Annotated in this window: 27 protein-coding genes and 1 tRNA gene; 5 read left to right on the top strand and 23 right to left on the bottom strand. The window is 44.4% G+C overall.

All coding sequences use genetic code 11. From position 1 onward, the window contains the following. Positions 1-24: 24 nt before the first annotated feature. The 7 genes from opp4B to rpsF all read right to left on the bottom strand — a co-directional run bounded on the left by opp4B (position 25) and on the right by rpsF (position 5638). Positions 25-987: an oligopeptide ABC transporter permease gene (opp4B, locus tag MHI14_RS00140; protein WP_341129655.1), complete on the bottom strand. Its 963-nt coding sequence runs from the start codon at positions 985-987 to the stop codon at positions 25-27. Positions 988-994: 7 nt separating this feature from the next. Further along, the gene (locus tag MHI14_RS00135) at positions 995-1927 is read right to left on the bottom strand and encodes an ABC transporter ATP-binding protein (protein ID WP_091035246.1); all 933 of its coding nucleotides are present in this window, start codon (positions 1925-1927) and stop codon (positions 995-997) included. Positions 1928-1941: 14 nt separating this feature from the next. Next, positions 1942-2931 carry an ABC transporter ATP-binding protein gene (locus tag MHI14_RS00130; RefSeq protein WP_091036480.1) on the bottom strand — a complete coding sequence of 330 codons (990 nt, stop codon included), beginning with the start codon at positions 2929-2931 and terminating at the stop codon, positions 1942-1944. A gap of 728 nt (positions 2932-3659) precedes the next feature. Further along, positions 3660-4253, bottom strand: a complete 594-nt coding sequence (locus MHI14_RS00125) for a M15 family metallopeptidase (protein WP_341129654.1) — start codon at positions 4251-4253, stop codon at positions 3660-3662. A gap of 228 nt (positions 4254-4481) precedes the next feature. Further along, complete coding sequence (gene rpsR, locus MHI14_RS00120; RefSeq protein WP_017691433.1) at positions 4482-4754, bottom strand: 30S ribosomal protein S18; 273 nt, start codon at positions 4752-4754, stop codon at positions 4482-4484. A gap of 56 nt (positions 4755-4810) precedes the next feature. Continuing rightward, on the bottom strand, positions 4811-5296 hold the full coding sequence (gene ssb, locus MHI14_RS00115) for a single-stranded DNA-binding protein (protein ID WP_017691432.1): 486 nt from the start codon (positions 5294-5296) through the stop codon (positions 4811-4813). A gap of 48 nt (positions 5297-5344) precedes the next feature. Then, positions 5345-5638, bottom strand: a complete 294-nt coding sequence (gene rpsF / locus MHI14_RS00110) for a 30S ribosomal protein S6 (protein WP_036611944.1) — start codon at positions 5636-5638, stop codon at positions 5345-5347. Positions 5639-5840: 202 nt separating this feature from the next. Here rpsF and MHI14_RS00105 point away from each other — a divergent pair, with 202 nt between their 5' ends. Next, positions 5841-6035, top strand: coding sequence for a YjzC family protein (locus MHI14_RS00105; protein WP_036671877.1), 195 nt, complete (start codon positions 5841-5843; stop codon positions 6033-6035). Positions 6036-6473: 438 nt separating this feature from the next. Here MHI14_RS00105 and MHI14_RS00100 read toward each other — a convergent pair. From MHI14_RS00100 to MHI14_RS00085, 4 genes are all read right to left on the bottom strand, one after another. After that, positions 6474-6564, bottom strand: a tRNA-Ser gene (locus MHI14_RS00100). A 103-nt stretch (positions 6565-6667) separates the two neighbouring features. Continuing rightward, the gene (locus MHI14_RS00095; protein WP_036611950.1) at positions 6668-6877 is read right to left on the bottom strand and encodes a DUF951 domain-containing protein; all 210 of its coding nucleotides are present in this window, start codon (positions 6875-6877) and stop codon (positions 6668-6670) included. Then, on the bottom strand, positions 6867-7805 hold the full coding sequence (locus MHI14_RS00090) for a mechanosensitive ion channel family protein (RefSeq protein WP_341129653.1): 939 nt from the start codon (positions 7803-7805) through the stop codon (positions 6867-6869). The genes MHI14_RS00095 and MHI14_RS00090 overlap by 11 nt, the downstream gene beginning before the upstream one ends. Before the next feature lie 14 nt (positions 7806-7819). After that, complete coding sequence (locus MHI14_RS00085) at positions 7820-8083, bottom strand: DUF3343 domain-containing protein (RefSeq protein WP_341129652.1); 264 nt, start codon at positions 8081-8083, stop codon at positions 7820-7822. A 117-nt stretch (positions 8084-8200) separates the two neighbouring features. Here MHI14_RS00085 and yyaC point away from each other — a divergent pair, with 117 nt between their 5' ends. Continuing rightward, the gene (yyaC, locus tag MHI14_RS00080) at positions 8201-8806 is read left to right on the top strand and encodes a spore protease YyaC (RefSeq protein ID WP_036611957.1); all 606 of its coding nucleotides are present in this window, start codon (positions 8201-8203) and stop codon (positions 8804-8806) included. Here the strand turns inward: yyaC and MHI14_RS00075 are convergent. The 12 genes from MHI14_RS00075 to rpmH all read right to left on the bottom strand — a co-directional run bounded on the left by MHI14_RS00075 (position 8781) and on the right by rpmH (position 20778). Beyond that, on the bottom strand, positions 8781-9281 hold the full coding sequence (locus MHI14_RS00075; protein WP_091035235.1) for a DUF4446 family protein: 501 nt from the start codon (positions 9279-9281) through the stop codon (positions 8781-8783). The genes yyaC and MHI14_RS00075 overlap by 26 nt on opposite strands. A 140-nt stretch (positions 9282-9421) precedes the next feature. Continuing rightward, complete coding sequence (locus MHI14_RS00070; RefSeq protein WP_341129651.1) at positions 9422-10576, bottom strand: aminotransferase class V-fold PLP-dependent enzyme; 1155 nt, start codon at positions 10574-10576, stop codon at positions 9422-9424. Positions 10577-10737: 161 nt separating this feature from the next. Then, a complete protein-coding gene (locus MHI14_RS00065) occupies positions 10738-11583 on the bottom strand; it encodes a ParB/RepB/Spo0J family partition protein (protein WP_091035230.1) in 846 nt (281 codons plus the stop codon). Next, the gene (locus tag MHI14_RS00060; RefSeq protein ID WP_024629525.1) at positions 11576-12337 is read right to left on the bottom strand and encodes a ParA family protein; all 762 of its coding nucleotides are present in this window, start codon (positions 12335-12337) and stop codon (positions 11576-11578) included. Before MHI14_RS00060 ends, MHI14_RS00065 begins: the two co-directional genes overlap by 8 nt. Positions 12338-12527: 190 nt before the next feature. After that, a complete protein-coding gene (noc, locus tag MHI14_RS00055; protein ID WP_062836524.1) occupies positions 12528-13346 on the bottom strand; it encodes a nucleoid occlusion protein in 819 nt (272 codons plus the stop codon). Positions 13347-13861: 515 nt separating this feature from the next. Further along, positions 13862-14584, bottom strand: coding sequence for a 16S rRNA (guanine(527)-N(7))-methyltransferase RsmG (gene rsmG / locus MHI14_RS00050; RefSeq protein WP_036611970.1), 723 nt, complete (start codon positions 14582-14584; stop codon positions 13862-13864). Next, positions 14584-16473 carry a tRNA uridine-5-carboxymethylaminomethyl(34) synthesis enzyme MnmG gene (gene mnmG / locus MHI14_RS00045; RefSeq protein ID WP_076332217.1) on the bottom strand — a complete coding sequence of 630 codons (1890 nt, stop codon included), beginning with the start codon at positions 16471-16473 and terminating at the stop codon, positions 14584-14586. Before mnmG ends, rsmG begins: the two co-directional genes overlap by 1 nt. A gap of 222 nt (positions 16474-16695) precedes the next feature. Further along, positions 16696-18072 (bottom strand): tRNA uridine-5-carboxymethylaminomethyl(34) synthesis GTPase MnmE, encoded by a 1377-nt coding sequence (gene mnmE / locus MHI14_RS00040; protein WP_124118699.1) that lies wholly within the window; start codon positions 18070-18072, stop codon positions 16696-16698. Between the two features lie 212 nt (positions 18073-18284). Beyond that, positions 18285-18986, bottom strand: a complete 702-nt coding sequence (gene jag / locus MHI14_RS00035) for an RNA-binding cell elongation regulator Jag/EloR (protein ID WP_017691417.1) — start codon at positions 18984-18986, stop codon at positions 18285-18287. After that, entirely contained in the window at positions 18983-19861 is an 879-nt protein-coding gene (locus MHI14_RS00030) for a YidC/Oxa1 family membrane protein insertase (RefSeq protein ID WP_062836519.1), read from the bottom strand. Before MHI14_RS00030 ends, jag begins: the two co-directional genes overlap by 4 nt. A 74-nt stretch (positions 19862-19935) precedes the next feature. Next, a complete protein-coding gene (gene rnpA / locus MHI14_RS00025; protein ID WP_036611981.1) occupies positions 19936-20286 on the bottom strand; it encodes a ribonuclease P protein component in 351 nt (116 codons plus the stop codon). Between the two features lie 357 nt (positions 20287-20643). Beyond that, positions 20644-20778, bottom strand: a complete 135-nt coding sequence (gene rpmH, locus MHI14_RS00020) for a 50S ribosomal protein L34 (protein ID WP_017691413.1) — start codon at positions 20776-20778, stop codon at positions 20644-20646. A 612-nt stretch (positions 20779-21390) separates the two neighbouring features. Here rpmH and MHI14_RS00015 point away from each other — a divergent pair. From MHI14_RS00015 to gntK, 3 genes are all read left to right on the top strand, one after another. After that, a complete protein-coding gene (locus MHI14_RS00015; protein ID WP_133386409.1) occupies positions 21391-22065 on the top strand; it encodes a GntR family transcriptional regulator in 675 nt (224 codons plus the stop codon). A gap of 210 nt (positions 22066-22275) precedes the next feature. Then, a complete protein-coding gene (locus MHI14_RS00010; RefSeq protein WP_091035219.1) occupies positions 22276-23637 on the top strand; it encodes a GntT/GntP/DsdX family permease in 1362 nt (453 codons plus the stop codon). Between the two features lie 66 nt (positions 23638-23703). Next, positions 23704-25251 carry a gluconokinase gene (gene gntK, locus MHI14_RS00005; RefSeq protein ID WP_341129650.1) on the top strand — a complete coding sequence of 516 codons (1548 nt, stop codon included), beginning with the start codon at positions 23704-23706 and terminating at the stop codon, positions 25249-25251. Positions 25252-25296 lie beyond the last annotated feature (45 nt).

Genomic DNA, 25296 nt, shown 5'->3' with positions numbered 1-25296 from the left:
TTTCACCCCGAAATCTTCAAGTTCTTACTTAATGCGAATACGCGGATCGACTAATCCTAGAATGATATCAGACAGCAATGATCCCAGAATGGTAGCTATCCCGTATAAGAGTACAAGTGCGGTAACCACACTGAAATCCCTTAAAGAGATGGAATTCAGGAACAACTGTCCCATACCCGGATAGCTGAATATACTCTCAATAAATATAGTACCGCCGATCAATCCGGTAATCTCATATCCGAAAAATGCAGCAATTGGCAACAAGGAGTTCCTAAGGATATGTCTGTTGTATATGCGGGACTCCGAAGCGCCTTTGGCTCTCGCGGTAAGAACGAATTCTTTATGCTTGATGTCGATAATCTCGCTACGCAGGTACTGTACCGTCGAAACGGTGGAAATCAACGCCATTGATAGTGCTGGCAGTAGCAGATGGTGTATCTTGCTTACGACATAATCGAATGTTCCAGGAGTAAGACCCGGTGCCACGCTTCCTCCTGTTGGGAACCATCCAAAATGGAATCCTAAGACCCAAACCATCACCAGTGCGAATATGAACAGCGGTGCTGCAAATCCCAAGTACGTGTATCCTGTAATCAGTCGGTCAGACCAAGTGTCGTTGTAACGACCACTGATAATTCCGAGTGGGATAGCAATGAGATACGTTAAGACGAGTGTGGCCAAAGCGAGCCAGAATGTATTGGCAATCCGCTGGCCAATCAGATCCGTAACCGGCATTTTGAAGCGGAAAGATTGTCCAAAATCTCCGACAGCTGCATTCCTAATCCAGTCCCAATATTGCACATACCATGGATTGTTTAGTCCGAGTCGCTCACGTTGTTCATCCAGTGCTTTCGGATCGATACTTGGATCAAGCAGTCCGGTAAGTGCATCCCCCGGCATAGCCTTGGCCATCAGAAAGACCAAGAGACTGAGCAAAAAAACCTGAGGAATCATTATGATAATTCTGCGTACTATTGTTTTCCACATATGACCTTCAACCTTTCTGAGGTAGAGCTACTCGGTGAGTATTGGAAATGGATTGGAGCGAGTAAGCAAGTCCTTCCTCATCAAAGAAATTACGGTATGAATGTTCATACTCGGACTTAATCTGCTGACGGAAAGCTATCATTTCCTCACGCTTGGTTGGGTCCATATCCGGTATGGCTGCAATAAGACGTTTGGTATAGATGTGTTGTGGATTTTCAAAAATATCATTCGTAGTGCCCTGTTCCACATATCGACCTTTATACATAATTCCAATCTCATCACACATATGGCGGATGATGCCCAGATCGTGACTGATGAACAGATACGTCAGATTCAGTTCTTTTTGAATTTCCTGCATGAAGTTGAGTACCTGGGCCTGTACGGATACATCCAGTGCAGATACAGGTTCATCAGCGATAATTAGCTTCGGCTTCAGTGCAATAGCCCGTGCAATGCCAATCCGTTGACGCTGCCCGCCTGAGAATTCATGCGGATATTTGTAGATGGATTCCGGACTCAGGCCAACCTTTTCAAGTAATTCTCTTACTTGTCTTTTCTCCTCGGTAGCTGTCAGACGCTCATAGTTACGGAACGGCTCAGCGATGATATCGATAACACGCTTCTTTGGATTCAGTGATGAGTATGGGTCTTGAAAAATCATTTGTACATCCCGCTGAAGCTGCCTGTTCTTACGTCGCTCCGTAGCCAGATTTTTGCCGTTAAACAGAATCTTTCCGTCAGTGACATGGTTTAGCCCAATAATGGCTCTGCCTGTTGTTGTTTTGCCTGACCCTGATTCGCCAACGAGACCATAGGTCTGTCCTTGTTCAATGGAGAAGCTAACATCATCAACAGCCTTTACACTGCCAATTTCCCGTTTAAGCAATCCACCGCGAATCGGAAAGTGTATCTTGAGCCCTTCTACTTCGAGTAATGCCATTATGTTATTCCTCCTCAGCTTTGGTCAGGGAAATGAAAGTGCTGGTAACAGGTACACCGTACAAAGTGACCTGGTGCAATTTCATGCATCTGTGGGTTCTCTTCATGAGCCGATTCACTAATCCATGGAATTCGGGCTTTGAATCTGCACCCTTTGCGAGGAAGATTTTTGAGTGATGGTACGATACCTTGTATGACATGTAATTTGGATCTTTCTTCAGACAGGGTGGGAATAGAGTTCAACAGTGAGCGGGTATATGGATGCTTCGCATCGTTCATCAATGTGAAGATATCTGCGATTTCAACAATTTCGCCTGCATACATAACTGCAACGCGATCAGCCATCTCAGCTACGACACCCAAATCATGTGTAATCAGAATAATGCCTGCGTTAATTTCATTCTTCAGATCACGGATCAGCTCCAGAATCTGTAGTTGAATCGTAACGTCAAGCGCCGTCGTTGGTTCATCGGCTATGAGTAGTTCCGGTTTGTTGGCAATCGCAATGGCAATAACAATTCTCTGTCTCATACCACCAGATAGTTCGTGGGGATACTGCTTGTATATTTGTTCGGGACGTGGAATCCCTACCTGATTCAATAAGTGAATGACCTTTTCTCTCTTCTCTCTGGAAGACAGTTTGGACTGATGAAGTGTGAGAATCTCTTCAATCTGTTCACCAATAATCATTAGAGGATTTAGTGCGGACAATGGGTCCTGAAAAATCATGCCCATTTCTTTACCGCGTAGCTTGTTTAACTTGTTTGGGGAGATGTTGGCAATATCTTGTCCTTTATAGAGAATCTGGCCTTCGATTTTTGCTTTGTTATGCAAACCCATAAGAGAGAATGCAAAAGCACTTTTACCTGACCCGGATTCACCTACAATCGCCAACACTTCATTTTTCTTCACCTTAAGGTTAACGTGATCCACTGCTGCATAATAGTCATCTTCAATTCTGAATGATGTTGTTAGATTTCTGACTTCCAATAGCTCTGTATTCAAATCAATCACCCTAACCCCATAATTTCCGTAGATTGTATTCGTGTGTAGAGGAATGCATCCACTGTATATTTCCAAGTTCTTGAAGATAACGAACAATAGCTTATACAAAATACCAAATTGTTAGGAGAAACAAGTTTAAGAGACTTATATTTAGACCATTGGTCAATTAATGTTGATAATTCCTAGCGGAATTATACATCAAAATAATTAATGTAATCATACGTGTAATTTTAGCTAACGTCAATGCTTATTTTGAGATTTTTGGTATAAATGTTTTTTATACTACAGATTTGGATATTAGTAATACTATAAAGGCATATAGCAGGGATTTTGAGAGGTGTTATCTTGTTTTTAGCTGTGAGGTGTACATAGGCAATTAGTCAAAATAACATATACATAACATAGTAGTTACATCTAATGTATGTGTATGCTTTAATTTAAGTAGACATTCTTAATTTTGCGTGAGGTAAATGTTACATATATGAGTGGTGATTATATCTCGATCCATAGCTGAATTTTATTGAACCAGAGCCGTTATGCTTAACAATTGAAATAATATGTGCGATCAGAGTAAAAAATCTAGTTAATCTAGTATAGTTTTATTTATTTGCTAATGTAAAGACCAAATTGTCATCTTTTATCATTTATTTTACAAAAGAAAGAAAAAAGCCCTGCAAAATGCAGAGCTTATCTAATATTTATTCATTTAAATGTATATAAAGTACCCTTTACTGAGAATCAGGAGGTCTTTTACCACGTTTTAACTCATTGATACTCAAGCCAAAATCCATCTGCAAGTGAGGATAGTCCGGGAAGTTTGCCCAGTCTCCACCCCAAGTGAAACCTAACTCTTTGGCGAGATCCACAACTTCCATCCAGTCTGCCTTACCATTCCCGTTATCATCACGTTCCATATCCCACACCACATCACCGTCAGGCGTCCTCAATGCAAAATCAATTGCTAATCCGTAGTTATGATATGACTCACCACCACGCGCATTAGTAACGATATTGCCTGCACTTGAGCGTCCTTGGTTAAATAGTGCATCTTGCTCCTCGGAACTTCGGTAGCCGTGGGTGATAACAATCTCTATTCCACGTCTCGCTGCCTTACGTACCAATAATTTCTCATTCTCTGCTACCACAGGATGTAGGCCGGTGATTGGCAGAGCTTCTTGGATTGTTGTCCCGGGCCACATATTATCTATATCACCTTTTTGCTGTAACCATACATATATAATGGAAAGTAAAAGAGTAGCTATAATCCAGGTTTTCAGACTGCTCTTTTTTCTCTGTTTGCCTTTACGTTTTGATGTATTCATATCCACTCCTGGTGTTTATTCTGAAATAAACAGCTATTCCTGCTGCATGAACCTTTTCAATAGGTTAGACTCTATTATAATTCATTTGAGCCTTGAATGCTTCTATCACCATCGTATTGAATTCTTCCATTTGTTAGAGTGGATCTGTTATTTCTATTACTTCTATTGATATATACAAAAAAGCAGCCGGCTATAAGCCGACTGCTTCGTATGCAAGCTGAGTAAAAACTACTCAGTTGTGTATGGCAATAATGCGATTTGACGGGAGCGTTTGATTGCAATCGTCAGCATGCGTTGATATTTAGCGCTAGTACCTGTTACACGGCGTGGCAAAATTTTTCCACGTTCGCTGATAAATTTACGAAGCAAGTCCGTATCTTTATAATCGATGTGAGTAATTTTGTTAGCTGTGAAGAAGCACACTTTACGACGTTTATTACGGCCGCCACGACGTGCCGGTCTTTTATCGTTGTCTCCGCCTTCTCTTTGCTTGAAGCCCATGCTTTTCAGTCCTTTCCTATCATGTAACCCATATCTCCTAAGAGTATCAGCTCATGTTAAAATGGCAAATCATCATCCGATATATCAATCGGTTTTCCGTCATCGGAAAAAGGATCCTGATTGTTGCTACGCGAATTATTGTTATTGTTCGCGCGTCCGCCGCCTCCATAAGAAGGCTCTTCACGCATTGGTTGCCCACCGCCGCCACCGCTATTATCACGGTTAGCTGACTCCAAGAAACGGACATTATCGGCAATAACTTCGGTCACGTATACACGTTTTCCTTCGTTATTCTCGTAGTTCCGTACTTGAATGCGTCCTTCGACTGCAGCCAGGCGTCCTTTGCGCAAGTAGTTTGCACAGGTCTCGGCAAGCTGTCTCCAGGTTACGACCGGAATGAAATCGGCTTCCTTTTCTCCCCCTTGGCTTGTAAACGGTCTGTCCACTGCCAAAGTAAATTGCGTAACTGCTACTCCTGCTGGAGTGTAACGCAACTCAGGATCCCGGGTTAACCGTCCGATCAGAATGACACGGTTCAACAATGTAATCCCCTCCTTCAGAGCGTATTGGTGCGTTAATCACGAGTTGTCTTAAGCAGACTTAACGTCGTTGGTAATGAGATAACGAATTACTTCGTCAGAAATCTTCATGAGACGCTCAAGTTCAGTTACAACTGCTGGTTCAGCAGTGAAATGTACCAGAACATAAAAACCATCACGGAATTTCTTGATCTCATACGCAAGACGGCGTTTACCCATAACGTCGTGAGCTGTAACTTCACCACCGCCGTTGGAGATGATGCCTTGGAATTTATCGACTGTAGCTTGAACAACTTCTTGCTCAATGTCAGGACGAATAATGTACATCACTTCATATTTGCGCATAATTTTCACCTCCTTATGGACTCTGGCCCTCAATCTAGGTTGAGAGCAAGGAACGAGCACAAACTCGAACTATATTAATATAACAAATACCGAGTCAAAGTGCAAGCAAACGTTCCCTGTACATATTGGCACATGATCAGCCCGGCTATGGAGCACACTACAGAAGCAACAAAGTAACATAATCTGCAGAGGAGGTTTTGTCATGGGTGAAAAAACCGAGTTTGAACCAGGAGATAAAGCACCAAACGATGGAGAGTACACGGAAGTTGGGGAAAAAAGCTTTGTCACGGAAATTCAAAACCCGAAGCGGGTAACGCTGCAAAAAGGTGAAGCTTTTCCCGAAACAAGCAATCATAATCGCAAGTGGAAGAAGCTGACCAAAGCCCGTGTCCATTAATCGCAATTCTTTTTTACGATCCATGTATATAAAACGGATTAAAGCACATAATACAATTAGGCGGTGCACGAGAGAGGTGTGGTTCCGTTGGACAACGAAGCCGATCATTCGCTGTTGGAGATTCATCACGTAATTTAAGAAGCAAGTGGTTATGTGTAGTAAGGCCCTTCGTCTGAAGCACGCGTATTGCTATGTGCAGTACACCAAGTGTCTGATTGTTACGACCGATTGTTTCCTAACAAACAAATGCACCGCCGGATAAAGAGCCCTTCGGGGCTCTTTATTTTTCGTTTTAGTCATTAATGATGCATCTGATATGGATACGTGTTCAATACATTTTCAATAAAACGTTATACAAAAAAAGACTTTCCTAATGGAAAGTCTTCTTATCGATCTTTTTATTAAACTCAATGTGTATTGAGTAAATTACAATTGAAGTGGCGGAAAGGGTGGGATTCGAACCCACGCACGCTGTGACACGCCTAACTGATTTCGAGTCAGCCCCCTTGGGCCTCTTGGGTACCTTTCCGCAGCAATATTGATTATAGCATGATCATTTGCAGAACGCAACACTCCTACGGAGCCTAAATGTAAACGTTATTACGCGTACTGCATCCCGAATCACTGCATGATCATGATTCAGTGGAATCTTCGGCTGAACGCAATACTTTCTTCATGTTTTTCTCGAATTTTGCTCTAGGAATCAATACACTATGCTTACATCCGACACACTTGATCCGAATATCCATACCCATTCGAATGATCTCCATCTCATTGCTGCCACAGGGATGCTGCTTCTTCATCTGCACGATATCCCCAAGCTGGAAACTTTTACGCTCCACCTGTGCCATCCCCCTCATCTTTCTCCAAAGCTGCTGCCTGTTCCAATGCTGCTTGATGACTCATCTCATGATACTCCAGCGTTTTTTTCACATCGCCCTGAATCTGACGTTCCACCGAAGCACGAGAGTTAGGCATACATTCAGCCACAATTCGCACCACATACTCAGATGTAGACATCGACTGAATACCGAGCACATCCGGCACCTTCACAATATTTAGGTCACGCTCTTCAATCCCAACCAAAGACTTCTTCACCAGATGTACCGACTCATCGAGACTTAAGTCCGCCTTCATTGGGATATCCACTACAGCCAGCGAATTCGACATGGAGTAGTTCGTTACACTTGCAATCGCCCCGTTTGGGATAATGTGCACCTCACCCTGCCAGCTGACCAGTTTGGTAGTTCTAAGTCCGATCACTTCAACCGTTCCCTTGTAGGTTCCCGTCTGAATAACATCCCCCACAGCGAACTGGTCCTCCAATATAATGAAGAAACCGGTAATAACATCCTTGACCAGACCCTGTGCACCAAAACCAATGGCAAGCCCAAGCACACCTGCACTCGCGAGTAGCGGTCCAACTTGGATATTGATCTCAGATAACAGTAGCAGAATCATAATGAAATTACATGTTATGGAGGTCGCATTTTTCAACAGTTCCCCTACGGTTACGAATCTGCGCGGATTCACGCGAATCTTGCCTTCCTGCTTGCGTTCCATGGAACGATCTATAATTCGATATACTACCTTAATGACAATACGGGTGATGATAAAAATAATGATGATCCGGATTGAGCTGAACATAATGTTAAGCCACATATCGGGATCTGCAATTTTGTTCCAGACTTTATCCGTCCAACGAAGGGCTTCATTTACAGCACCGGCAGCACTGGTCTCTTCCCCTTGAGCAAACTGAAATGACAACATTCATCATGCCTCCTCTACATCGGTATGTTATCATAGCCGTCTTCTGTTTTGAAATAGAGGCCTCGGATTTCTACAAACTCATTACGAATGATCTTCTGCACTCGCTCCAGATCCTCTTTAGGAAACTGGATACATAACGCACAACCTGCTGTAATTTCTTTTGGTGTAGGGAACAAATCAATCTCTATCTCAGCAAACTCCAGCAGCATTTCAGCACGCAGTGCCTGCTGGGTTGAATCAAATGCAATCAGCATCCAATCGTTAATCCATTCGTCCATGTTCGGCTCCTTTCGCCATACGTCCAACCCTGGAGAAAAAGCTTGTCCTCGTGAAGTATAAAACGCTCTACCTTTCCATATACTGTTACTACTATTCCAAGGGAAAGGATAGATCCTATGAATCCTACTTCGCGTTCCTTTTCATCACAAGACATGACCAGTTTGAAAATCCCCCATACCGATCCAGGTATTCACTCGGCCATCACACATCGGTTAATGTTCCATCTCTATAAAGCCCATTCTCTGCAAAATGTAGTGATTGTCTGCATCGGCACAGATCGCTCAACAGGCGACTGCCTTGGTCCTCTGGTCGGATCAGCCCTTTCCAAGTGGGACAGCCCTTTATTCCATCTATATGGTACCTTGGATGAACCAGTCCATGCGATGAACCTGCAAGATACACTCCACAACATACAGAAAACACACCATAACCCTTATGTGATTGGCATTGACGCCTGTCTCGGTCAATCATCCAGTGTGGGATGCATTCAAGTTGTGAATGGTCCACTCAAGCCGGGTGCGGGGGTAAATAAAGAATTACCGCCGGTCGGCGATATCCATCTGACAGGTATCGTTAACGTCGGCGGCTTTATGGAATACTTTGTTCTACAGAACACACGGCTCAGTCTTGTTATGCGCATGTCCGAGATTATATCCAGTAGTCTGTACTCGGCCATTCGGGAATGGCATACACGTTCTACTCTGCTTGCTGTGCCAGAGTAATGGCTTCCTTTTCCTCTGGGGACAGAGTATACGTGGACTCTCCCCCTTTAAGAGGTTTGGCATATACGTAAGAACCGTCACGGTTATATATCCCCGTAAGGATCATGCCATCCTGGCTATCATTAATCATGGCCATTGAGAAGCTCAGATCACTGCCACGCTCTCCATAAGCATTGTATCTTTTCACGCCAACTTTACCTTGAATGCGGGTCAGCTTTTGCATGACAACTTGCAGCTGATTCGTTTGCAGTTTGTGTTCATCCTCAATGCTGTCCATCTGAATTTTCAGATTAATCAGCAACGATTCCAGGTCCTCTACTCCACTGCCAGCCATCATGGCTTCATATTTACGTTTAAACTTTCGTAACTTTGCCCCTTGAACAATACTCACAATCAGCAAGATCATCGTAAGTAATGCCATTCCGCCAATAATCCATAACAGCTGTTCCAGAATCAGCTCGTTTAATTCAGCCATGTAATTGCAACTACCCCTCTATATTTTTGATCAGATTAACGTCTGTCCTGTAATATTATCATTCATTATAAATCAACCCGATATCCATAAGCTTAATCAAGCAATCCTGTATCAAATGAGTTCATCATTTCAACTCTAATCTAGTCTGCCCCAGTCAATTCCAACACTGCCTTAACGAGTGCTTCCACATGTACTCTAGTTGAATTGTATCCCACACTGGCCCTTACTGCTCCGGTAGCGGTTGTACCAGCAGATTCGTGTGCAAGCGGTGTACAATGAAAACCGGAGCGTACCGCAATCCCATAATTCCGATCTAATCGGAAGGCGAGTTGCGCCGAATCATACCCATCTACAGTAAAAGATACTAATCCGGTACGAGGCTGTCCAATCTCTGGACCAAGCATTCGAATCCCCTTAACGGATGACAGCCCATCCATTATATGTTGGGTCAGTTCCCACTCATGTTGGTAGATGAACGCGGGTGTCATCTCAAGTACATGCTTCACACCCGCATTCAGCCCTGCGATCCCGACTGTATTCGGCGTCCCCGCTTCATACCGATCAGGACGCACCTTTGGCTGCTCCAGAGCTTCTGACTGACTTCCTGTTCCTCCATGAAGTAAAGGCTCTATATCGAGCTCTGGCGCAATGTACAAGCCCCCTGTACCCTGAGGACCAAGCAGCCCCTTATGCCCTGGAAAAGCCAACATATCTATGCCCAATTGTTGTACATTCACAGGCATAACCCCAGCACTCTGGGCTGCATCTACCAATAAGATCGCCTGATGTTTACGACATAGGAGCGAAATTTCTCCAATAGGAAGAATACTGCCAAGCAGATTCGAACTATGTGTACATACCACCAATCTGGTATTGGAACGAAACATACGTTCCATTTGCATCAGATCAATGGCTCCGGAAGCATCAACAGGTACATAATCAATCTCTACATTTCGGAGTCTTCTCATGTACTCCAGTGGTCGTCTGACTGAGTTATGTTCAGCCATGGTGGCAATCACATGGTCGCCCTCTCTGAGCGAGCCTTGAATAGCTAGATTTAGCGCTTCTGTCGTATTTGATCCGAATGCAATATCATTCGCATTTTTGATTCCAAAGATATTGGATATGGACTTTCTCGCCTCGAACAATATACGACTTGCCTGAACAGCCATACGGTGACTTCCTCTGCCAGGATTAGCTCCGGCAATCTCCAATGCACTCAACATCGCATCACCGACAGCAGGTGGTTTGGGCCAAGATGTTGCTGCATGATCTAGATAGATAACTCCCTCCACCTCACAACCACCTCTGTCCCATAAATTAATAATTCGCCTGCACATATTGCACATATAACGCTATAAACAAAGAATGACATATCGTTTCTCCATGGTACAGAGGCGATATGTCATGACATGAGTAAGCCCCGCATGTTGTTAATGAATCATAGACCCGACTGTTATTGTAACAATTCCAATAGCCGTTCCAGATCCTGTTGACTGTAGTAGTTGAGCTCAATTTTACCTTTATCTTTATTGTGCTTAATTTTCACTGTTGTTTTGAAACGTTCACGTAAAGATTCTTCCAACGTATCAATGAATGGATCTTTCTTTTTCAACTTCGATTTGGCTTTAGCCTCACCTGTTTTGGAACGATCCAGTTGTTGAACAGCTTCCTCCAACTCACGTACACTCCATTGCTGATCAATGGTTTGTTTGGCCAGTTGCTTCACCATAACCTCGTCTTTAACACCCACGATGGCACGTGCATGTCCCATAGATAATGTTCCACGTGAAACATGGTCTTTAACTTCATCTGGCAATGATAACAGACGCAAGAAGTTAGCAATGTGAGAACGTGATTTACCTACTTTTACAGACAACTCTTCCTGAGTCAACGCGAATTGATCCATTAACCCCTGATAAGCAACCGCAACTTCCATGGCGTTCAGATTCTCCCGCTGCAGGTTCTCAATCAACGCAATCTCCATTACCTGCTGATCACTGAAGTTACGGACTACAGCCGGTACGGTGGCATTACCACAATATTGCGAAGCTCTAAACCGTCGTTCTCCGGCAATAATCTCATAACCTCGTAACACCGGACGAACAATAATGGGTTGTATGACACCATGCTGACGAATGGACTCAGCCAGTTCATGTATTGCGCCCTCATCAAATACTTTACGTGGTTGATAGGGGTTAGCCCGCAGTTGACTAATCGGGATTTCTACGACTTTATCATCGTCATTAATTGAAAGCGAAGGAATGAGGGCATCAAGACCTTTTCCAAGCCGCTTACTCATAAGAAATCACTTCCTTTGCGAGCTCTAAATACACTTCCGCCCCTCTTGAACGAGGGTCATACGTGATAATGGATTGACCATGAGATGGTGCTTCACTAAGCCGTACATTACGCGGAATAATTGTTTGATATACTTTTTGTTGAAAATACTTTTTCACTTCTTCAATAACCTGAATTCCCAGATTGGTCCGCGCATCAAACATCGTCAGCAATACCCCTTCAATCTGCAGGGATGTATTCAGATGTTTCTGTACCAGACGAACCGTATTAAGCAACTGGCTTAATCCTTCAAGTGCATAATACTCACACTGAATCGGAATGATCACCGAATCGGAAGCAGTCAACGAATTAATCGTTAACATACCAAGAGATGGTGGACAATCGATCAGTATGTAATCATAGTTCTTTTTCACCATGGCGAGTGATTTTTTCAAGCGAACTTCCCGTGATATCGTGGACACCAATTCGATCTCGGCTCCGGCAAGCTGAATCGTTGCAGGTATGATATGAAGGCCTTCAATCTGAGTCTCCACAATCGCTTCTTGAGGAGGAACCTCATTAATAATGACATCATATATACAATTAGCCACATCTGCTTTATTGATTCCGACTCCGCTGGTTGTATTCCCCTGAGGGTCAATATCGACAAGCAATACTCTTTTCCCGAGTGAAGCCAGTCCTGCACCCAAGTTAACAGATGTCGTCGTTTTCCCCACACCGCCCTTTTGATTTGCTACGGCCATAATCTTAGACAATTACTTCACCTCAAATAAAATAGGAGTCTTTTCTTGTAGGTTGTGAGATATTGTTAACAAAAAGCAGGCGGCTATCGTCCACACAAACAACAACTACCGTTCCATCAATATACCGACTGTTCTTTAAAAATGTCAGACCTAACTTGCTTTATAGACATAAAAAGCGGCCCATTGCCGCCATAAGCTTCAATTATTTGCGTTTTGGAATATGGATAACGATCTCATAATGATCCTCATGGTCTGCTTCTTTTGTTTTGATGTCCAGACCTGAGCCAGTTACCATATCAATGGATTGGCGAATCGTATTAAGTGCAAGTCTTACATCCTTGGTAAAGGAAACACGTTTGGATTTTTTGATCTTGGAAGATTCCTTGTAAAAGGCAACACGCGCCTCTGTCTGTTTGACGTTCAATTCTTTTTCAATAATCTCACCGAGCAACTTCATCTGCAGTTCTTCCGTATCGAGAGAAAGTAATGCTCTTGCATGCCGTTCAGAAATTTTTCGTTCCATCAATGCAGCCTTAATACCTTCTGGAAGCTGTAACAATCGAATTTTGTTCGCGATGGTTGACTGGCTTTTGCCGAGTCGTTGTGCCAGACTTTCCTGTGTCAATTGATGCAAGTCGATCAGCTTCTGATAAGCGACAGCTTCTTCAATTGAAGTCAATCCTTCACGCTGCAAGTTCTCAATCAGTGCAATGGATGCGGCCTGAGAATCGTTGAATTCACGCACAATAGCCGGAATCGTATCCAAACCCAGTTTTCGAACTGCACGCCAGCGACGTTCCCCGGCAATAATCTCATATGATCCATTTCGCACGCGAACGACAATAGGCTGAATTACGCCATGTGTTTTGATCGTCTGCAACAACTCATCAATTTTATCATCATCAAAAATAGTACGGGGTTGATATGGGCTGCTCACAATTTCATTGACCGGAATCTGTTTGATCTCATCTCCGTTATTGCGCTCCGCCAAACCAAACAACTTCGAAAATTGTTCTTTCATTCCGCAGATTACCACCTAGTTTCGTAATAGCTCCCACAGTCTTTGCAGGTGCTTCTTATTCAATAAGCGACCTTTCACATGCATCGTTCTTGGAATAAGTTTTGCCTTTCATAACGCTTTCTGTCATGCAACATCGAACGCATATCCATCTATCTATACATATAATCTATGATCGCTGTGACCCAGGATCGGATACTTCTATTCTATCATCTTTTCTATCATAATCCTATGCTTACCTATTCTTTAAACTCTGCTAATTTTCCTGCTTTTTCTTTGTGAATATTGGAAATATGACGACTTGCACACATTCAATAAATGAAATTGTCCATGAGCTACTGTGCGTGAAATTCATCATTACAGGTTCTTTAAGAAATATGTAATACGGAGTATCTGTAATGTTGATCCAGTCCTCCATTTCAGAAAACAAAAAAAAGAGAATGTTTCACGTGAAACATCCTCTTTATCCATGTCTAAAATACTATTTTGTTTTGACTGACTTCAAAACCATCATGCAACTATATCAGTGGAGTTTTCATCGGAGTGCCTGGTTTGCGTGGATACTTATATGGTGTCTTATCAAATTTCTGAATCAGGATGATATGACGCTCTGATTCTTCAACCGGCAGCTGGAAAGGATGAACGGCCTTAACCCGTCCTTTCAGCTGATTGAAGCTGAACTCCGCTTCCTTCATTTCTTCACGCGGGTCTCCGCCCTTCATGGCAGCGAATATTCCACTTTTACGAACAAAAGGAAGACAGAATTCATTCAGCACAGCCAGCTTGGCTACTGCACGCGCCGTAACGAGATCGTAGCTGTCACGATACCCTTCTTTGCGTCCAATCTCTTCAGCACGTCCATGGACCAATTCCACATCAGTCAGGCCAAGGATATCTACCACATGCTGTAGAAAGCCAATCCGTTTATTTAATGAATCAATGATCGTAAGCTTAATATGCGGGAAACAGATCTTCAGTGGCAATCCCGGAAAACCCGCTCCTGATCCAATGTCAGCAAGCTTATTCACTTTGGTCATGTCAGTATAAAAAGCCAGTGATACCGAATCATAGAAATGTTTGGTATACACTTGCTCCCGATCCGTTATGCCCGTCAGATTCATCTTTTCATTCCAGGATACCAACTCCTGATAATACAGTTCGAATTGCTCCAATTGGAGTTCTCCCAGCTCTAATCCATGTTTCTTTAAGCGCCGCTGCAGTTGCTGTTGAATATCGTCCATTATTGTCCCCTTGCTGCGGTTACACGGTTATAATGCTCCAAGTAGACCAGCAGAATGGAGATGTCGGCAGGAGTAACTCCAGCAATACGAGAAGCCTGACCAATCGAGATTGGACGAATCGTAGCGAGCTTCTGCTTGGCTTCCATAGCAAGACCATGAATCTCATCATATACGATAGTGTCCGGAATTTTCTTTTTCTCCATCTTTTGCAAACGTTCCACGTGGATCAATTGTTTCTCAATATAACCCGCATATTTAATTTGTATTTCAACTTGTTCTTTCATATCTGCTGTCAGTTCTACCTCAGATGGTGAGAGCTGTTCAATCAGTTCATACCCCAGCTCCGGGCGACGCAGCAAGGTAAGCAACGTACTTCCATCCTGAATAGGTGTAGATCCGTACTCTTCCAGCTTGGCGTTCACTTCAACCGGGCGAGCTTTAGCCACTTTCAGACGCGCGACTTCCTGCTCGACTTTTGCCTTTTTATCCAGGAATTTCGCATAACGATCTTCAGGGATCAGGCCAATGTCATGTCCGATTTCCGTCAAACGCATATCTGCATTATCATGGCGAAGCAACAGACGATATTCAGCGCGTGAAGTCAACAGACGATATGGCTCATTAGTACCCTTCGTTACCAGATCATCAATCAGCACACCAATATAACCTTGGGAACGATCAAGCACAATCGGCTCTTTATCTTGTACTTTCCGTGCTGCATTAATGCCGGCCATAACGCCTTGTCCAGCCGCTTCTTCGTAACCGGAAGTACCATTAATCTGACCTGCTGTGAACAGACCTGGCAGACGTTTGGTTTCAAGTGATGGCCACAATTGTGTAGGTACCATCGCATCGTATTCAATCGCATAACCGTTACGCATCATTTCCACTTTTTCCATACCCGGAATGGAGCGCAGAACCGCAAGTTGAACATCTTCTGGCAGACTTGTAGATAGTCCCTGCACATAATACTCGGATGTATTTTTGCCTTCCGGCTCCAGGAAGATCTGATGTTTCGGTTTGTCGCTAAACCGGACAATTTTATCCTCAATGGATGGACAATAACGCGGTCCAGTCCCTTCAATTACACCGGAAAACATCGGTGCACGATGCAGATTATCATTAATAATCTGATGTGTTTCCACGGATGTATACGTCAACCAGCAAGGCAGCTGCTCATTATCAGAAGATTCTGTTTCATAGGAAAAGAACTTCGGCTCATCATCGCCAGGCTGAATTTCAGTTTTGCTAAAATCAATCGTATCCTTGTGCACACGTGGTGGTGTACCTGTTTTGAAACGAACCAGATCAAAGCCAAGTTCACGCAGATGCTCTGACAATTTAAGAGATGGTTGTTGATTGTTTGGTCCACTCTCATACATCAACTCACCCATGATCACTTTACCGCGCAAGTATGTGCCTGTTGTCAGAACAACCGCTTTGGCCCGATACTCTGTTCCGGTCTGAGTCACAACGCCTACACATTTTCCGTCTTCAACGATCAGGCGATCAACCATACCCTGACGCATCGTCAGATTACGTTCATTCTCCATCGTTTCCTTCATTTTGTGCTGGTAGGAGAATTTATCTGCCTGAGCACGAAGCGCGTGAACAGCAGGGCCTTTACCTGTGTTGAGCATCCGCATCTGAATAAAGGTTTTATCGATATTCCGTCCCATTTCTCCACCAAGAGCATCAATCTCACGAACAACATGTCCTTTGGCCGGTCCCCCAATAGATGGGTTACAAGGCATAAAGGCCACCATATCCAGATTGATCGTAATCATTAGTGTTTTGGACCCCATACGAGCTGCGGCCAGCGCGGATTCCACACCAGCATGTCCTGCACCAACGACGATTACATCATAACTGCCGCCATCAAAAGCCATTCCCGTTTACCTCCTTATTCCGCTGCATTTGGTGTAACTCACACAGACGGATCATGTTCTACAATAATGAAACTACTTCTAACCGTTCATCGGAACTTGCATTCCTATCTATATGAAACCAACACGTAATGGCTACAACATCATTCCATCCTTTGACAACAGGCAGAAATTGTACCTTTCCATCATACACTACGATTCAAGTCAATCCGCAGTATATTTTTTTTACTTTCCTAGACAGAACTGGGAGAAAATCTGATCAATTAATGCATCATGCGCTGTATCTCCAACAATTTCGCCCAAATGCTCCCACGCCAAACGAACATCAATCTGAATCATGTCGATCGGAATGAACTGCTCTGCTGCTTCATAGGCATCCACGAGGGACTGCTTCGCTTTTTTGAGCAAAGCAATATGACGCACATTGCTGACATAGGTCAGATCTGCGGACTCCAGTTTACCACTGAAGAATAGCGTAGAGATGGCATCTTCCAGTCGATCCACACCCAGATCATCTTTCACCGACATCGGTACAAGTCGTTCTTCCGGAATGTAACGAAGCAGCACGTCACGTTCTACCTGTGGCGTTAAGTCCATTTTATTCATAATGATTATTGATTGTCTACCGCGGATTTGTTCCAATAATTCAATCTCATCGGGATGAAGTGGCTCCGCAGCATTCACAACCATTAAGATCAGATCGGCTTCACTTACCGCAGAGCGAGAGCGTTCTACCCCGATCTTCTCTACAACGTCCATTGTTTCCCGGATTCCTGCCGTATCCAGCAATTTCAGCGGGATATTATTGATCGTAATGAACTCCTCAATCACATCACGAGTTGTTCCTGGAATGTCCGTGACGATGGCCCGGTTGTCTTGCGCAAGTGTATTCATCAATGAGGATTTGCCTACGTTAGGTCGTCCAACAATAGCCGTCGTGATACCTTCTCGCAGGATCTTACCTTGCTCTGCTGTAGTCAGCAATTTATCAATTTCAGTCATAACCTGACTGGACTTTTCTTTAATAAAATCAGACGTTAACGACTCCACATCATGCTCCGGGTAATCGATATTTACTTCAATATGAGCCAGTGTTTCCACCAGTGTATATCGTAGATCACGCAATTTGGAGGATAGTTTGCCTTCAACCTGTTTCAATGCAACCGAGAAAGCTCTGTCCGATTTGGAACGAATAAGATCCATGACACCTTCAGCCTGAGACAGGTCAATCCGCCCATTAAGGAAAGCACGCTTCGTGAATTCACCGGGTTCAGCCAGACGAATATCAAGCTGTAACAGCAGGTCCATGACCCGTTTTACAGACACTACACCGCCATGCGCACTGATCTCCACGACATCTTCTGTTGTGAACGAGCGTGGTGCTCGCATTACCGTAACCAGTACTTCCTCAATCTTTTCCCCATTAACGGGATCTATGATATGACCATAATGAACCGTGTGAGATGCTGCCTGAGTTAAAGGGGTTTTACTGCGAAAAATCTTTTCCGTCTCCGACACTGCATCCGGGCCGCTGACCCGGATCACGGCGATACCCGCCTCCCCGACAGCCGTTGATATCGCTGTGATCGTATCACTGATCATGGTTATCTCTCCTTGCTCTATTTTAAAATTGCCGCCCCTCAGGGGGACGCCATATCCATTTTCAAATCTATTAATGATATAACATATGACATGCCACTTATCGTATTAAGTTCACTCTTTATTTGTTCTACGCACCTTATCAAATTGCTTCTGTACGAAAAAAGCAATGGCTTCTGCACCGGGCAGGAAGCCATTGCGTCTTCAATTTCGTGTTATTTCGTCGTAATAACCACACGCCGATTAGGCTCTTCACCCTTACTTAACGTCTTAATCTGCGGGTGGTTTTGCAGTTTTGCATGAATGACTTTTCGTTCGAGCGGAGGCATTGGTTCCAGTACAACTTCCTTGCCGGTACGGATTGCTTGTCCAGCCAACCTTTCAGCCAAGTCCTCCAGCGTCTTCCGCCGACGTTGACGGAAATTCTCCGCGTCGAGCACAATTCGAACGAAGCTTTCCGAGTATCGGTTCGCTACAATGTTCGTTAGATACTGAAGCGCATCCAGCGTCTGTCCACGTCTGCCAATAATCATGCCCAGATCTTCACCGGCAATATTGAAGATATGTCCATCCCGCTGTTTTTTGATATGCACTTCAACATCCAGTCCCATACCTGCTGCGACCTCTTTCAAGAAAGCAGCCGCTTCTTCATAGGGATTTTTAGCTGCAACATCCTCAAGTAATGCATCTACTTCAGGTTTGTATGCAGCTGGCTTGATCGGCTGTGGAACAACTTCCGGCACAGGCAATAATTTCACTTCAACTTTGGCCGCCCTCACCCCGAACAAACCCAGGAATCCTTTTGACGGCTGCTCTAACACTTGTATCTCGACCTTGTCCCGACTTACGCCAAGCTCGGTCAATCCTTGGTTTACAGCATCTTCAACGGTTTTTCCTGACGTAATGACTTTGGTCATTTCGATTTTTTGGCCCCTTTCGACCCTTTTCCAGAGACGGTCGCTTTGCCACCGTTTTTGCGTTTAGCTCCATTTTTGGAAGAGCTATTCTGCTTCACGTTGACCTCAGCCACGATTTTATCATTATTCCGGTAAAGGAAATAGTTTTGCACGATCGTGTAGATGTTACTGTAGAACCAGTACAGCGGAAGTGCTGACGGGAACTGGTAAGACATCACGAAGATCAAAATTGGGTATACCCACAGCATAAACTGCATCGGACCAACTTGCTGTGCAGGATTCATACGCATCATCATCCATGTTTGAATGAATGTTGTGATGGCAGCCAGCACTGGCAAAATAAACAGGTGATCCGGTTCCCCGAGCTGAAGCCACAAGAAATCATGTGTTCTCAGACTGGAGTTTCCGTAAATTGAGTTATAAAGTGCGATGTAAATCGGCATCTGAATCAGAAGTGGCAGACAACCCGCCATCGGATTAACTTTGTTCTCCTGAAACAACTTCATTGTTTCTTGCTGAACTTTCTCAGGTGTATCTTTAAACTTGGCTTGAATCTCCTTCAGCTGCGGCTGAATGGCCTGCATAGCTTTGGAGCTACGGACTTGTTTCATTGTTAATGGTAAAATCAATGTCCGTACAATAAGCACCATCACGAGGACGGCCAGTCCATATTCACCTTTGAACCAGTTGGCGAATGTATCCAGCGCCAGTGAGAACCAGTACACAACATTGGCTTGCCAAAAAGAATCACTATTCTTTAGATCTTCCGTAGTAACCCCGGCTCCTTGTGGAGTACATCCGGCGAGTACAGTGACCATTGCAATGACTGCAATGAGGAGAATCCACTTCCCCTTTGATGTCTTCAATCGCGACACTTCATAACCCCTCTCTTAACCATTCCATTCCACCGTAAATCATACCATAATTAGGAGGACAAATAAACCGAAGCTTACCGCTTGCTCGACTTCAAAAGAGAGCCCTTTCGCATCGCATGTAGCAGGCTTTTTTCCATTTCCTTATAGGGCATGTCCAGTGCACCTTTTCTGACGATAAAAATCAGATCCATCTGCGTGACGATCTCATGCTCATGATGACGAACAATTTCCTTGATCATTCGTCTCATCCGGTTGCGTACGACAGCGTTTCCGATTTTCTTGCTGCATGATACGCCGACCCGAAATTGTTCCGTATCTTTACGGCGACAGCCATACACCACGAATTGATGATTGGCAAACGATTTCCCATACCGGTATACGCGGCTAAAGTCCGCCCGGTTTCGTAGACGCAGTCTTTTATACACGGCGCTTCTCCTTGCTGTTCTCCACCAATGTTATTGACGGAGGCCTCATTACTGATTTAGTATAGGCTTTCTTGAATGACGGTAAACCGTCTTGGCGACAACTTCATTTGGGATGATTGTTAATCAGCTACTTGAACTGATCCGCATTCATCCGGGATGAATGTTGATTGGCCATTTAAACCTATCAACGATTCATCATTATATAAGGTAAGTTTTCGAAAAATGGAAAACTCACTCAACATACATCATATGTGTTCAGCACTTTTTCGCAGACCATTCAGACCTGATCTGTAGCAGCATCCAGTCTGATTTGAGCTAATTAAGAAAAAAAAGACCACCTCGGTGGTCTTCAATGCATTAAGCACTCAGGTTTTTACGGCCTTTAAGGCGACGTGCGGCCAAAATTTTACGGCCGTTGCTCGTGCTCATTCTTTTCCGGAAACCATGAACTTTTTTACGTTTGCTAACGTTCGGTTTGAATGTAGGTCTCAATGTATTGCACCTCCTCACAAGGAAATACTTATGTGATGAATCACTTTCATCTTCACAGAAAACACCTTTATATATTTAACCATGATCACCTGGAAAAGTCAACTGCAAGGCGCAAGGCTTCTCCCTCTTTTATATACACTCTCCATCCCACTCAAAGTAATGACCACAGTCCGTTCACTAGAATACCATTACCAAGCCCCGAAGAGAGTTCTGAAAGTTATCCCCAGACCCTGATCAGATCGCCATATTTCAGCATTTATAGTTATCCACAACCTCCAATGCCTGTTATCTCCTTCATTACATCCTGTTTAAAGTTATTCACATGTGGATAATGATTATAGGCTATAAATATCGTCGAATTCTAATCAGGTTGTATCCGCTTCAATTAAGGTTTACAAGCTTTTGAGAAAGGTGTAGGATAAAAATCACATCTTGTATACAAGTATATGGATGAAGCTGATTTACTTACCCGCCTTTAGTAGTCCTTTGAAAAAAACATTAGCCGTTAGCTTGTAGCTACAGACTATGGATTGAACTGAATGTCCAGTCCGCAAAATAGTTATGCTATGATCAGTAATGAACTGATTACTTATTAATAGGAGCGTTAGCCATATGTTATTTCCTTCTTCCTGGCTTCAAGGGGCTTCTCGTGGTGAAGCCATTGCCTGCGAATTAAGGCTGCGGATCATCAGCGGTACCCTTCGACCTGGAGAGATTTTGTCGGAAAATCGAATTGCGGCTGATTTTGACAGCAGTCGTTCACCTGTCCGTGAAGCGTTACGAACTTTGTCCAATGAAGGACTTATTCGACTTGAACGTATGGGTGTCGTTGTCATTGGACTACGAATCAAGGATGTCGAAGAATTGTATGATGTCCGTTTCCTGATTGAAAGTTTTGTGCAGCAACGACTCGCTGGTGATGTCCCAGAATCATTAATCACCCAGCTGCGTAACGTGATCGACAAAATGCAACTTGCTGGACGGCATCAGGACGCCGTCGAATTCGCCTATCAGGATCTCATTTTCCACGAGACCATTATTGAGGCTGCTCAGCATTCCCGTATTTCACATCTATGGAAGAGTATTCGATATGTTGTGATGACCGTTATGCTGCTCACAACGCGCAGAGTATTCGTTCAAGGCGAGCAGAAAGTAAGCGCTGTAATTGAGAAACACCGTTTGCTTGTTGAAGCACTGGAGTCTGGTGACAAAATGCTCATTCAGGCTGGAGTCCGCACGTATTTTCAAGATTCTGGTAAAACCCTGCACGAAAGCTTTGATTCCTAAAGGAGCAAGGCGTTTGCAATCATATCCATCGTGAATGATTGCGGCTTAACTTGTCGACAAGTATACAAAATACATTTTGTTTCAAATTTGGGCATGATAAAACTACATTTCTCGCCAACACCTCTTTTTCAGTACCTGCACAAATTTAATTGTTGACGATAATTTCACTTGTAAGCGTTCTATATCAGAAATAAAGGAGCACACAACATCATGAGCACTCTTTTTGGACTATCCCACAACGCAACATTATTGGTTTGGACGTTAATTGCGATCGTTTTTCTGATCGTCTTGATTTCCAAGTATAAATGGAATCCCTTCATCACCCTGCTGTTGTCCGCATTAATGCTCGGTTTGCTTACAGGCATGAAACCTGCCGATGTGATCTCTTCCATTACCGGGGGACTTGGCGGCACACTTGGAACCATTGCAATTGTTATTGCTCTCGGTACGATGCTTGGTAAGATGATGGCCGAATCTGGCGGTGCCGAGCGCATTGCAACTACATTGGTTGATCGGTTCGGTGTGAAACGTGTGCACTGGGCCATGATGATTGTTGGATTTATCGTCGGTATTCCCGTTTTCTTCGAAGTCGGCGTGATTTTGATGATTCCCATCATTTTCACCGTTGCACGTAAAACCAATATGTCTCTGCTGCAGATTGGTATTCCCATTTTGGCAGGTCTGTCGACTGTACACGGTTTGGTCCCACCCCACCCAGCGCCAATGATAGCGATTGAAGCCTACAGTGCGGATCTGGGTAAAACCATTTTGTACTCCCTTATTGTTGGTATTCCTACAGCGATTATTGCAGGTCCTTTGTTTGGTAAATTTATTGGCAAAAGAATACACACCGAACCGCCAGCTGAACTGGCTGAACAATTCGCAACCAAAACAAACAGCAACATGCCTGGGTTTGGTATCACCCTGTTTACCATATTGCTGCCGGTAATTCTGATGCTGATTGGTTCCATAGCCAGCATCATTGACCCAAATGCAACAAGCGGCTTCACCGTTTTCAGTGAATTTATCGGTCATGAGATCATTGCTCTGCTGATTTCAGTTGTATTTGCCCTCTTTTCACTCGGCTTTGCACGTGGATTCACCAAACACGATATTTCTCGCTTCACCAGTGAATGTCTGGCGCCTACGGCGACCATCATTCTCATTATTGGCGGAGGCGGTGCCTTCAAACAGGTATTGATCAATAGTGGTGTGGGCAACGCCATTGCTGATGTCGCTACCCATGCTAACATCAACGTGATCCTGTTTGCCTGGCTTGTCGCTGCGCTCATTCGTGTAGCTACCGGTTCAGCAACCGTAGCTATGACAACTGCTGCCGGCATTGTCGCTCCAGTGCTTGCACTCACACCAGGTGTCAATATTGAGCTGGTTGTACTCGCCACAGGTGCAGGGTCACTCATCTTGTCCCATGTGAACGATGCAGGATTCTGGATGATCAAAGAATTCTTTAATATGAGCGTTTCCCAGACATTGAAAACGTGGACCGTTATGGAAACACTATTATCCGTGGTGGGACTGATCTTTATTTTGCTCCTGAGCACAGTGGTATAAATGGACTCTATATAGTAGAAAGAAATTAAAATCTCATCGCTTTCTGGAGAAAGAAGGATTAAATATATGAACAACTACATGATTGGGATCGATATTGGTACCACCAGTACCAAATCCGTATTATTTACCGAGCAAGGCTCCGTCGTCAGTACCTCAACGCAGGAATACCCTTTGTATACCCCTGCACCCGATGTTGCCGAGCAGGACCCTGAAGAGATTGTGCAAGCAGCCCTCCGCTCTGTCCGAGGAGTCATGGATCAGAGCGGCGTTGCTACCGAGCAGATCCTGTTTGTATCCTGCAGCTCAGCTATGCATAGTGTCATTGCCATGGGACAGGACAACACACCCTTAACCCGTTGCATCACCTGGGCGGATAATCGTAGTGCGGCATTTTCTGCCCAGTTGCAAGAGAATGGATTGGGCCATCGCATCTATCTGCGCACAGGTACACCGATCCATCCCATGTCACCGCTGACCAAATTAATGTGGCTGCGCCACGATGAACCTAAACTTTTTGAGCGTACCGCCAAATTTATTTCGATTAAAGAATATCTGTTCTTCCGTCTATTCGGACAATATGTCGTCGACCATTCCATCGCTTCCTGCACGGGCTTGCTCAATCTGGAACAACTGGACTGGGACGCAGAAGCCCTTGAGATTGCAGGCATTACACCCGACCATCTATCGAAGCTCGTACCCACAACACATATATTAGAAGGAATGAATCACGAATCGGCTGAAAAAATGGCTCTCTCCCCCTCCACGCCCTTTGTTATTGGCGCAAGTGATGGGGTTTTATCCAATCTCGGCGTAAACGCCATTGAACCTGGTGTTGTCGCAGCAACCATCGGAACCAGCGGGGCCATTCGCACTGTCGTAGATCGTCCGGTTACCGATCCCAAAGGTCGAACCTTCTGTTATGCCCTCACAGAGAATCTTTGGGTCATTGGTGGACCTGTGAATAACGGTGGCATGCTGTTTCGTTGGGTACGGGATGAATTCGCCGCGTCTGAAGTGGAGACAGCGAAACGACTTGGCATCAATTCCTATGATGTGCTGACCAAAATTGCCGAACGTGTCCGCCCGGGATCGGAAGGACTTCTGTTTCATCCGTACCTTTCGGGCGAACGTGCCCCATTGTGGAATCCGGATGCCCGTGGTTCCTTTTTTGGCTTAACACTCCATCACCAGAAAGAGCATATGATCCGAGCTGTTCTGGAAGGGGTTATTTTCAACCTATATACGGTACTGCTCGCCATGGAAGAACAGATTGGGCAACCTACCTCCATTCAAGCCACAGGTGGGTTTGCGCGATCTCCTCTCTGGCGCCAGATGATGTCCGATATCTTCAATCAGGAAGTGGTTGTACCCGAGAGCTTCGAAAGTTCCTGTCTGGGTGCCGTCATGCTTGGTTTGTACGCTACAGGGCGAATCCAATCGCTTCATGCCGTTTCTTCCATGGTGGGTACAACGCATCGGCATACCCCTGTCAAAGAGAATGCTGTTCTCTACCAAGAGCTGCTGCCCATCTTTATTCGGATCTCTCGCAAACTGGAAGAGGAATACGCAGATATCGCTGAATTCCAGCGTAAAATGTCCCTTCCCCGTCTCTAAATCATCAATCCATACCTCGTTTCTGCACCAAAAAAAGAGGGTGTG

The organism is Paenibacillus sp. FSL K6-2393, from assembly GCF_038002545.1.
In the GTDB taxonomy this organism is placed as follows: Bacteria; Bacillota; Bacilli; order Paenibacillales; family Paenibacillaceae; genus Paenibacillus.
Note: the sequence above shows the minus strand (reverse complement) of the source record. Positions and strands in the feature narration are given on the sequence as shown.

Bases quoted from the DNA above. Each gene is read 5' to 3' on its own strand.
- opp4B (WP_341129655.1), bottom strand. From the start codon at position 987: ATGTGGAAAACAATAGTACGCAGAATTATCATAATGATTCCTCAGGTT.
- MHI14_RS00135 (WP_091035246.1), bottom strand. From the start codon at position 1,927: ATGGCATTACTCGAAGTAGAAGGGCTCAAGATACACTTTCCGATTCGC.
- MHI14_RS00125 (WP_341129654.1), bottom strand. From the start codon at position 4,253: ATGAATACATCAAAACGTAAAGGCAAACAGAGAAAAAAGAGCAGTCTG.
- rpsR (WP_017691433.1), bottom strand. From the start codon at position 4,754: ATGGGCTTCAAGCAAAGAGAAGGCGGAGACAACGATAAAAGACCGGCA.
- rpsF (WP_036611944.1), bottom strand. From the start codon at position 5,638: ATGCGCAAATATGAAGTGATGTACATTATTCGTCCTGACATTGAGCAA.
- MHI14_RS00105 (WP_036671877.1), top strand. From the start codon at position 5,841: ATGGGTGAAAAAACCGAGTTTGAACCAGGAGATAAAGCACCAAACGAT.
- MHI14_RS00090 (WP_341129653.1), bottom strand. From the start codon at position 7,805: ATGTTGTCATTTCAGTTTGCTCAAGGGGAAGAGACCAGTGCTGCCGGT.
- MHI14_RS00085 (WP_341129652.1), bottom strand. From the start codon at position 8,083: ATGGACGAATGGATTAACGATTGGATGCTGATTGCATTTGATTCAACC.
- yyaC (WP_036611957.1), top strand. From the start codon at position 8,201: ATGAATCCTACTTCGCGTTCCTTTTCATCACAAGACATGACCAGTTTG.
- MHI14_RS00075 (WP_091035235.1), bottom strand. From the start codon at position 9,281: ATGGCTGAATTAAACGAGCTGATTCTGGAACAGCTGTTATGGATTATT.
- MHI14_RS00065 (WP_091035230.1), bottom strand. From the start codon at position 11,583: ATGAGTAAGCGGCTTGGAAAAGGTCTTGATGCCCTCATTCCTTCGCTT.
- noc (WP_062836524.1), bottom strand. From the start codon at position 13,346: ATGAAAGAACAATTTTCGAAGTTGTTTGGTTTGGCGGAGCGCAATAAC.
- rsmG (WP_036611970.1), bottom strand. From the start codon at position 14,584: ATGGACGATATTCAACAGCAACTGCAGCGGCGCTTAAAGAAACATGGA.
- mnmG (WP_076332217.1), bottom strand. From the start codon at position 16,473: ATGGCTTTTGATGGCGGCAGTTATGATGTAATCGTCGTTGGTGCAGGA.
- mnmE (WP_124118699.1), bottom strand. From the start codon at position 18,072: ATGATCAGTGATACGATCACAGCGATATCAACGGCTGTCGGGGAGGCG.
- jag (WP_017691417.1), bottom strand. From the start codon at position 18,986: ATGACCAAAGTCATTACGTCAGGAAAAACCGTTGAAGATGCTGTAAAC.
- MHI14_RS00015 (WP_133386409.1), top strand. From the start codon at position 21,391: ATGTTATTTCCTTCTTCCTGGCTTCAAGGGGCTTCTCGTGGTGAAGCC.
- MHI14_RS00010 (WP_091035219.1), top strand. From the start codon at position 22,276: ATGAGCACTCTTTTTGGACTATCCCACAACGCAACATTATTGGTTTGG.
- gntK (WP_341129650.1), top strand. From the start codon at position 23,704: ATGAACAACTACATGATTGGGATCGATATTGGTACCACCAGTACCAAA.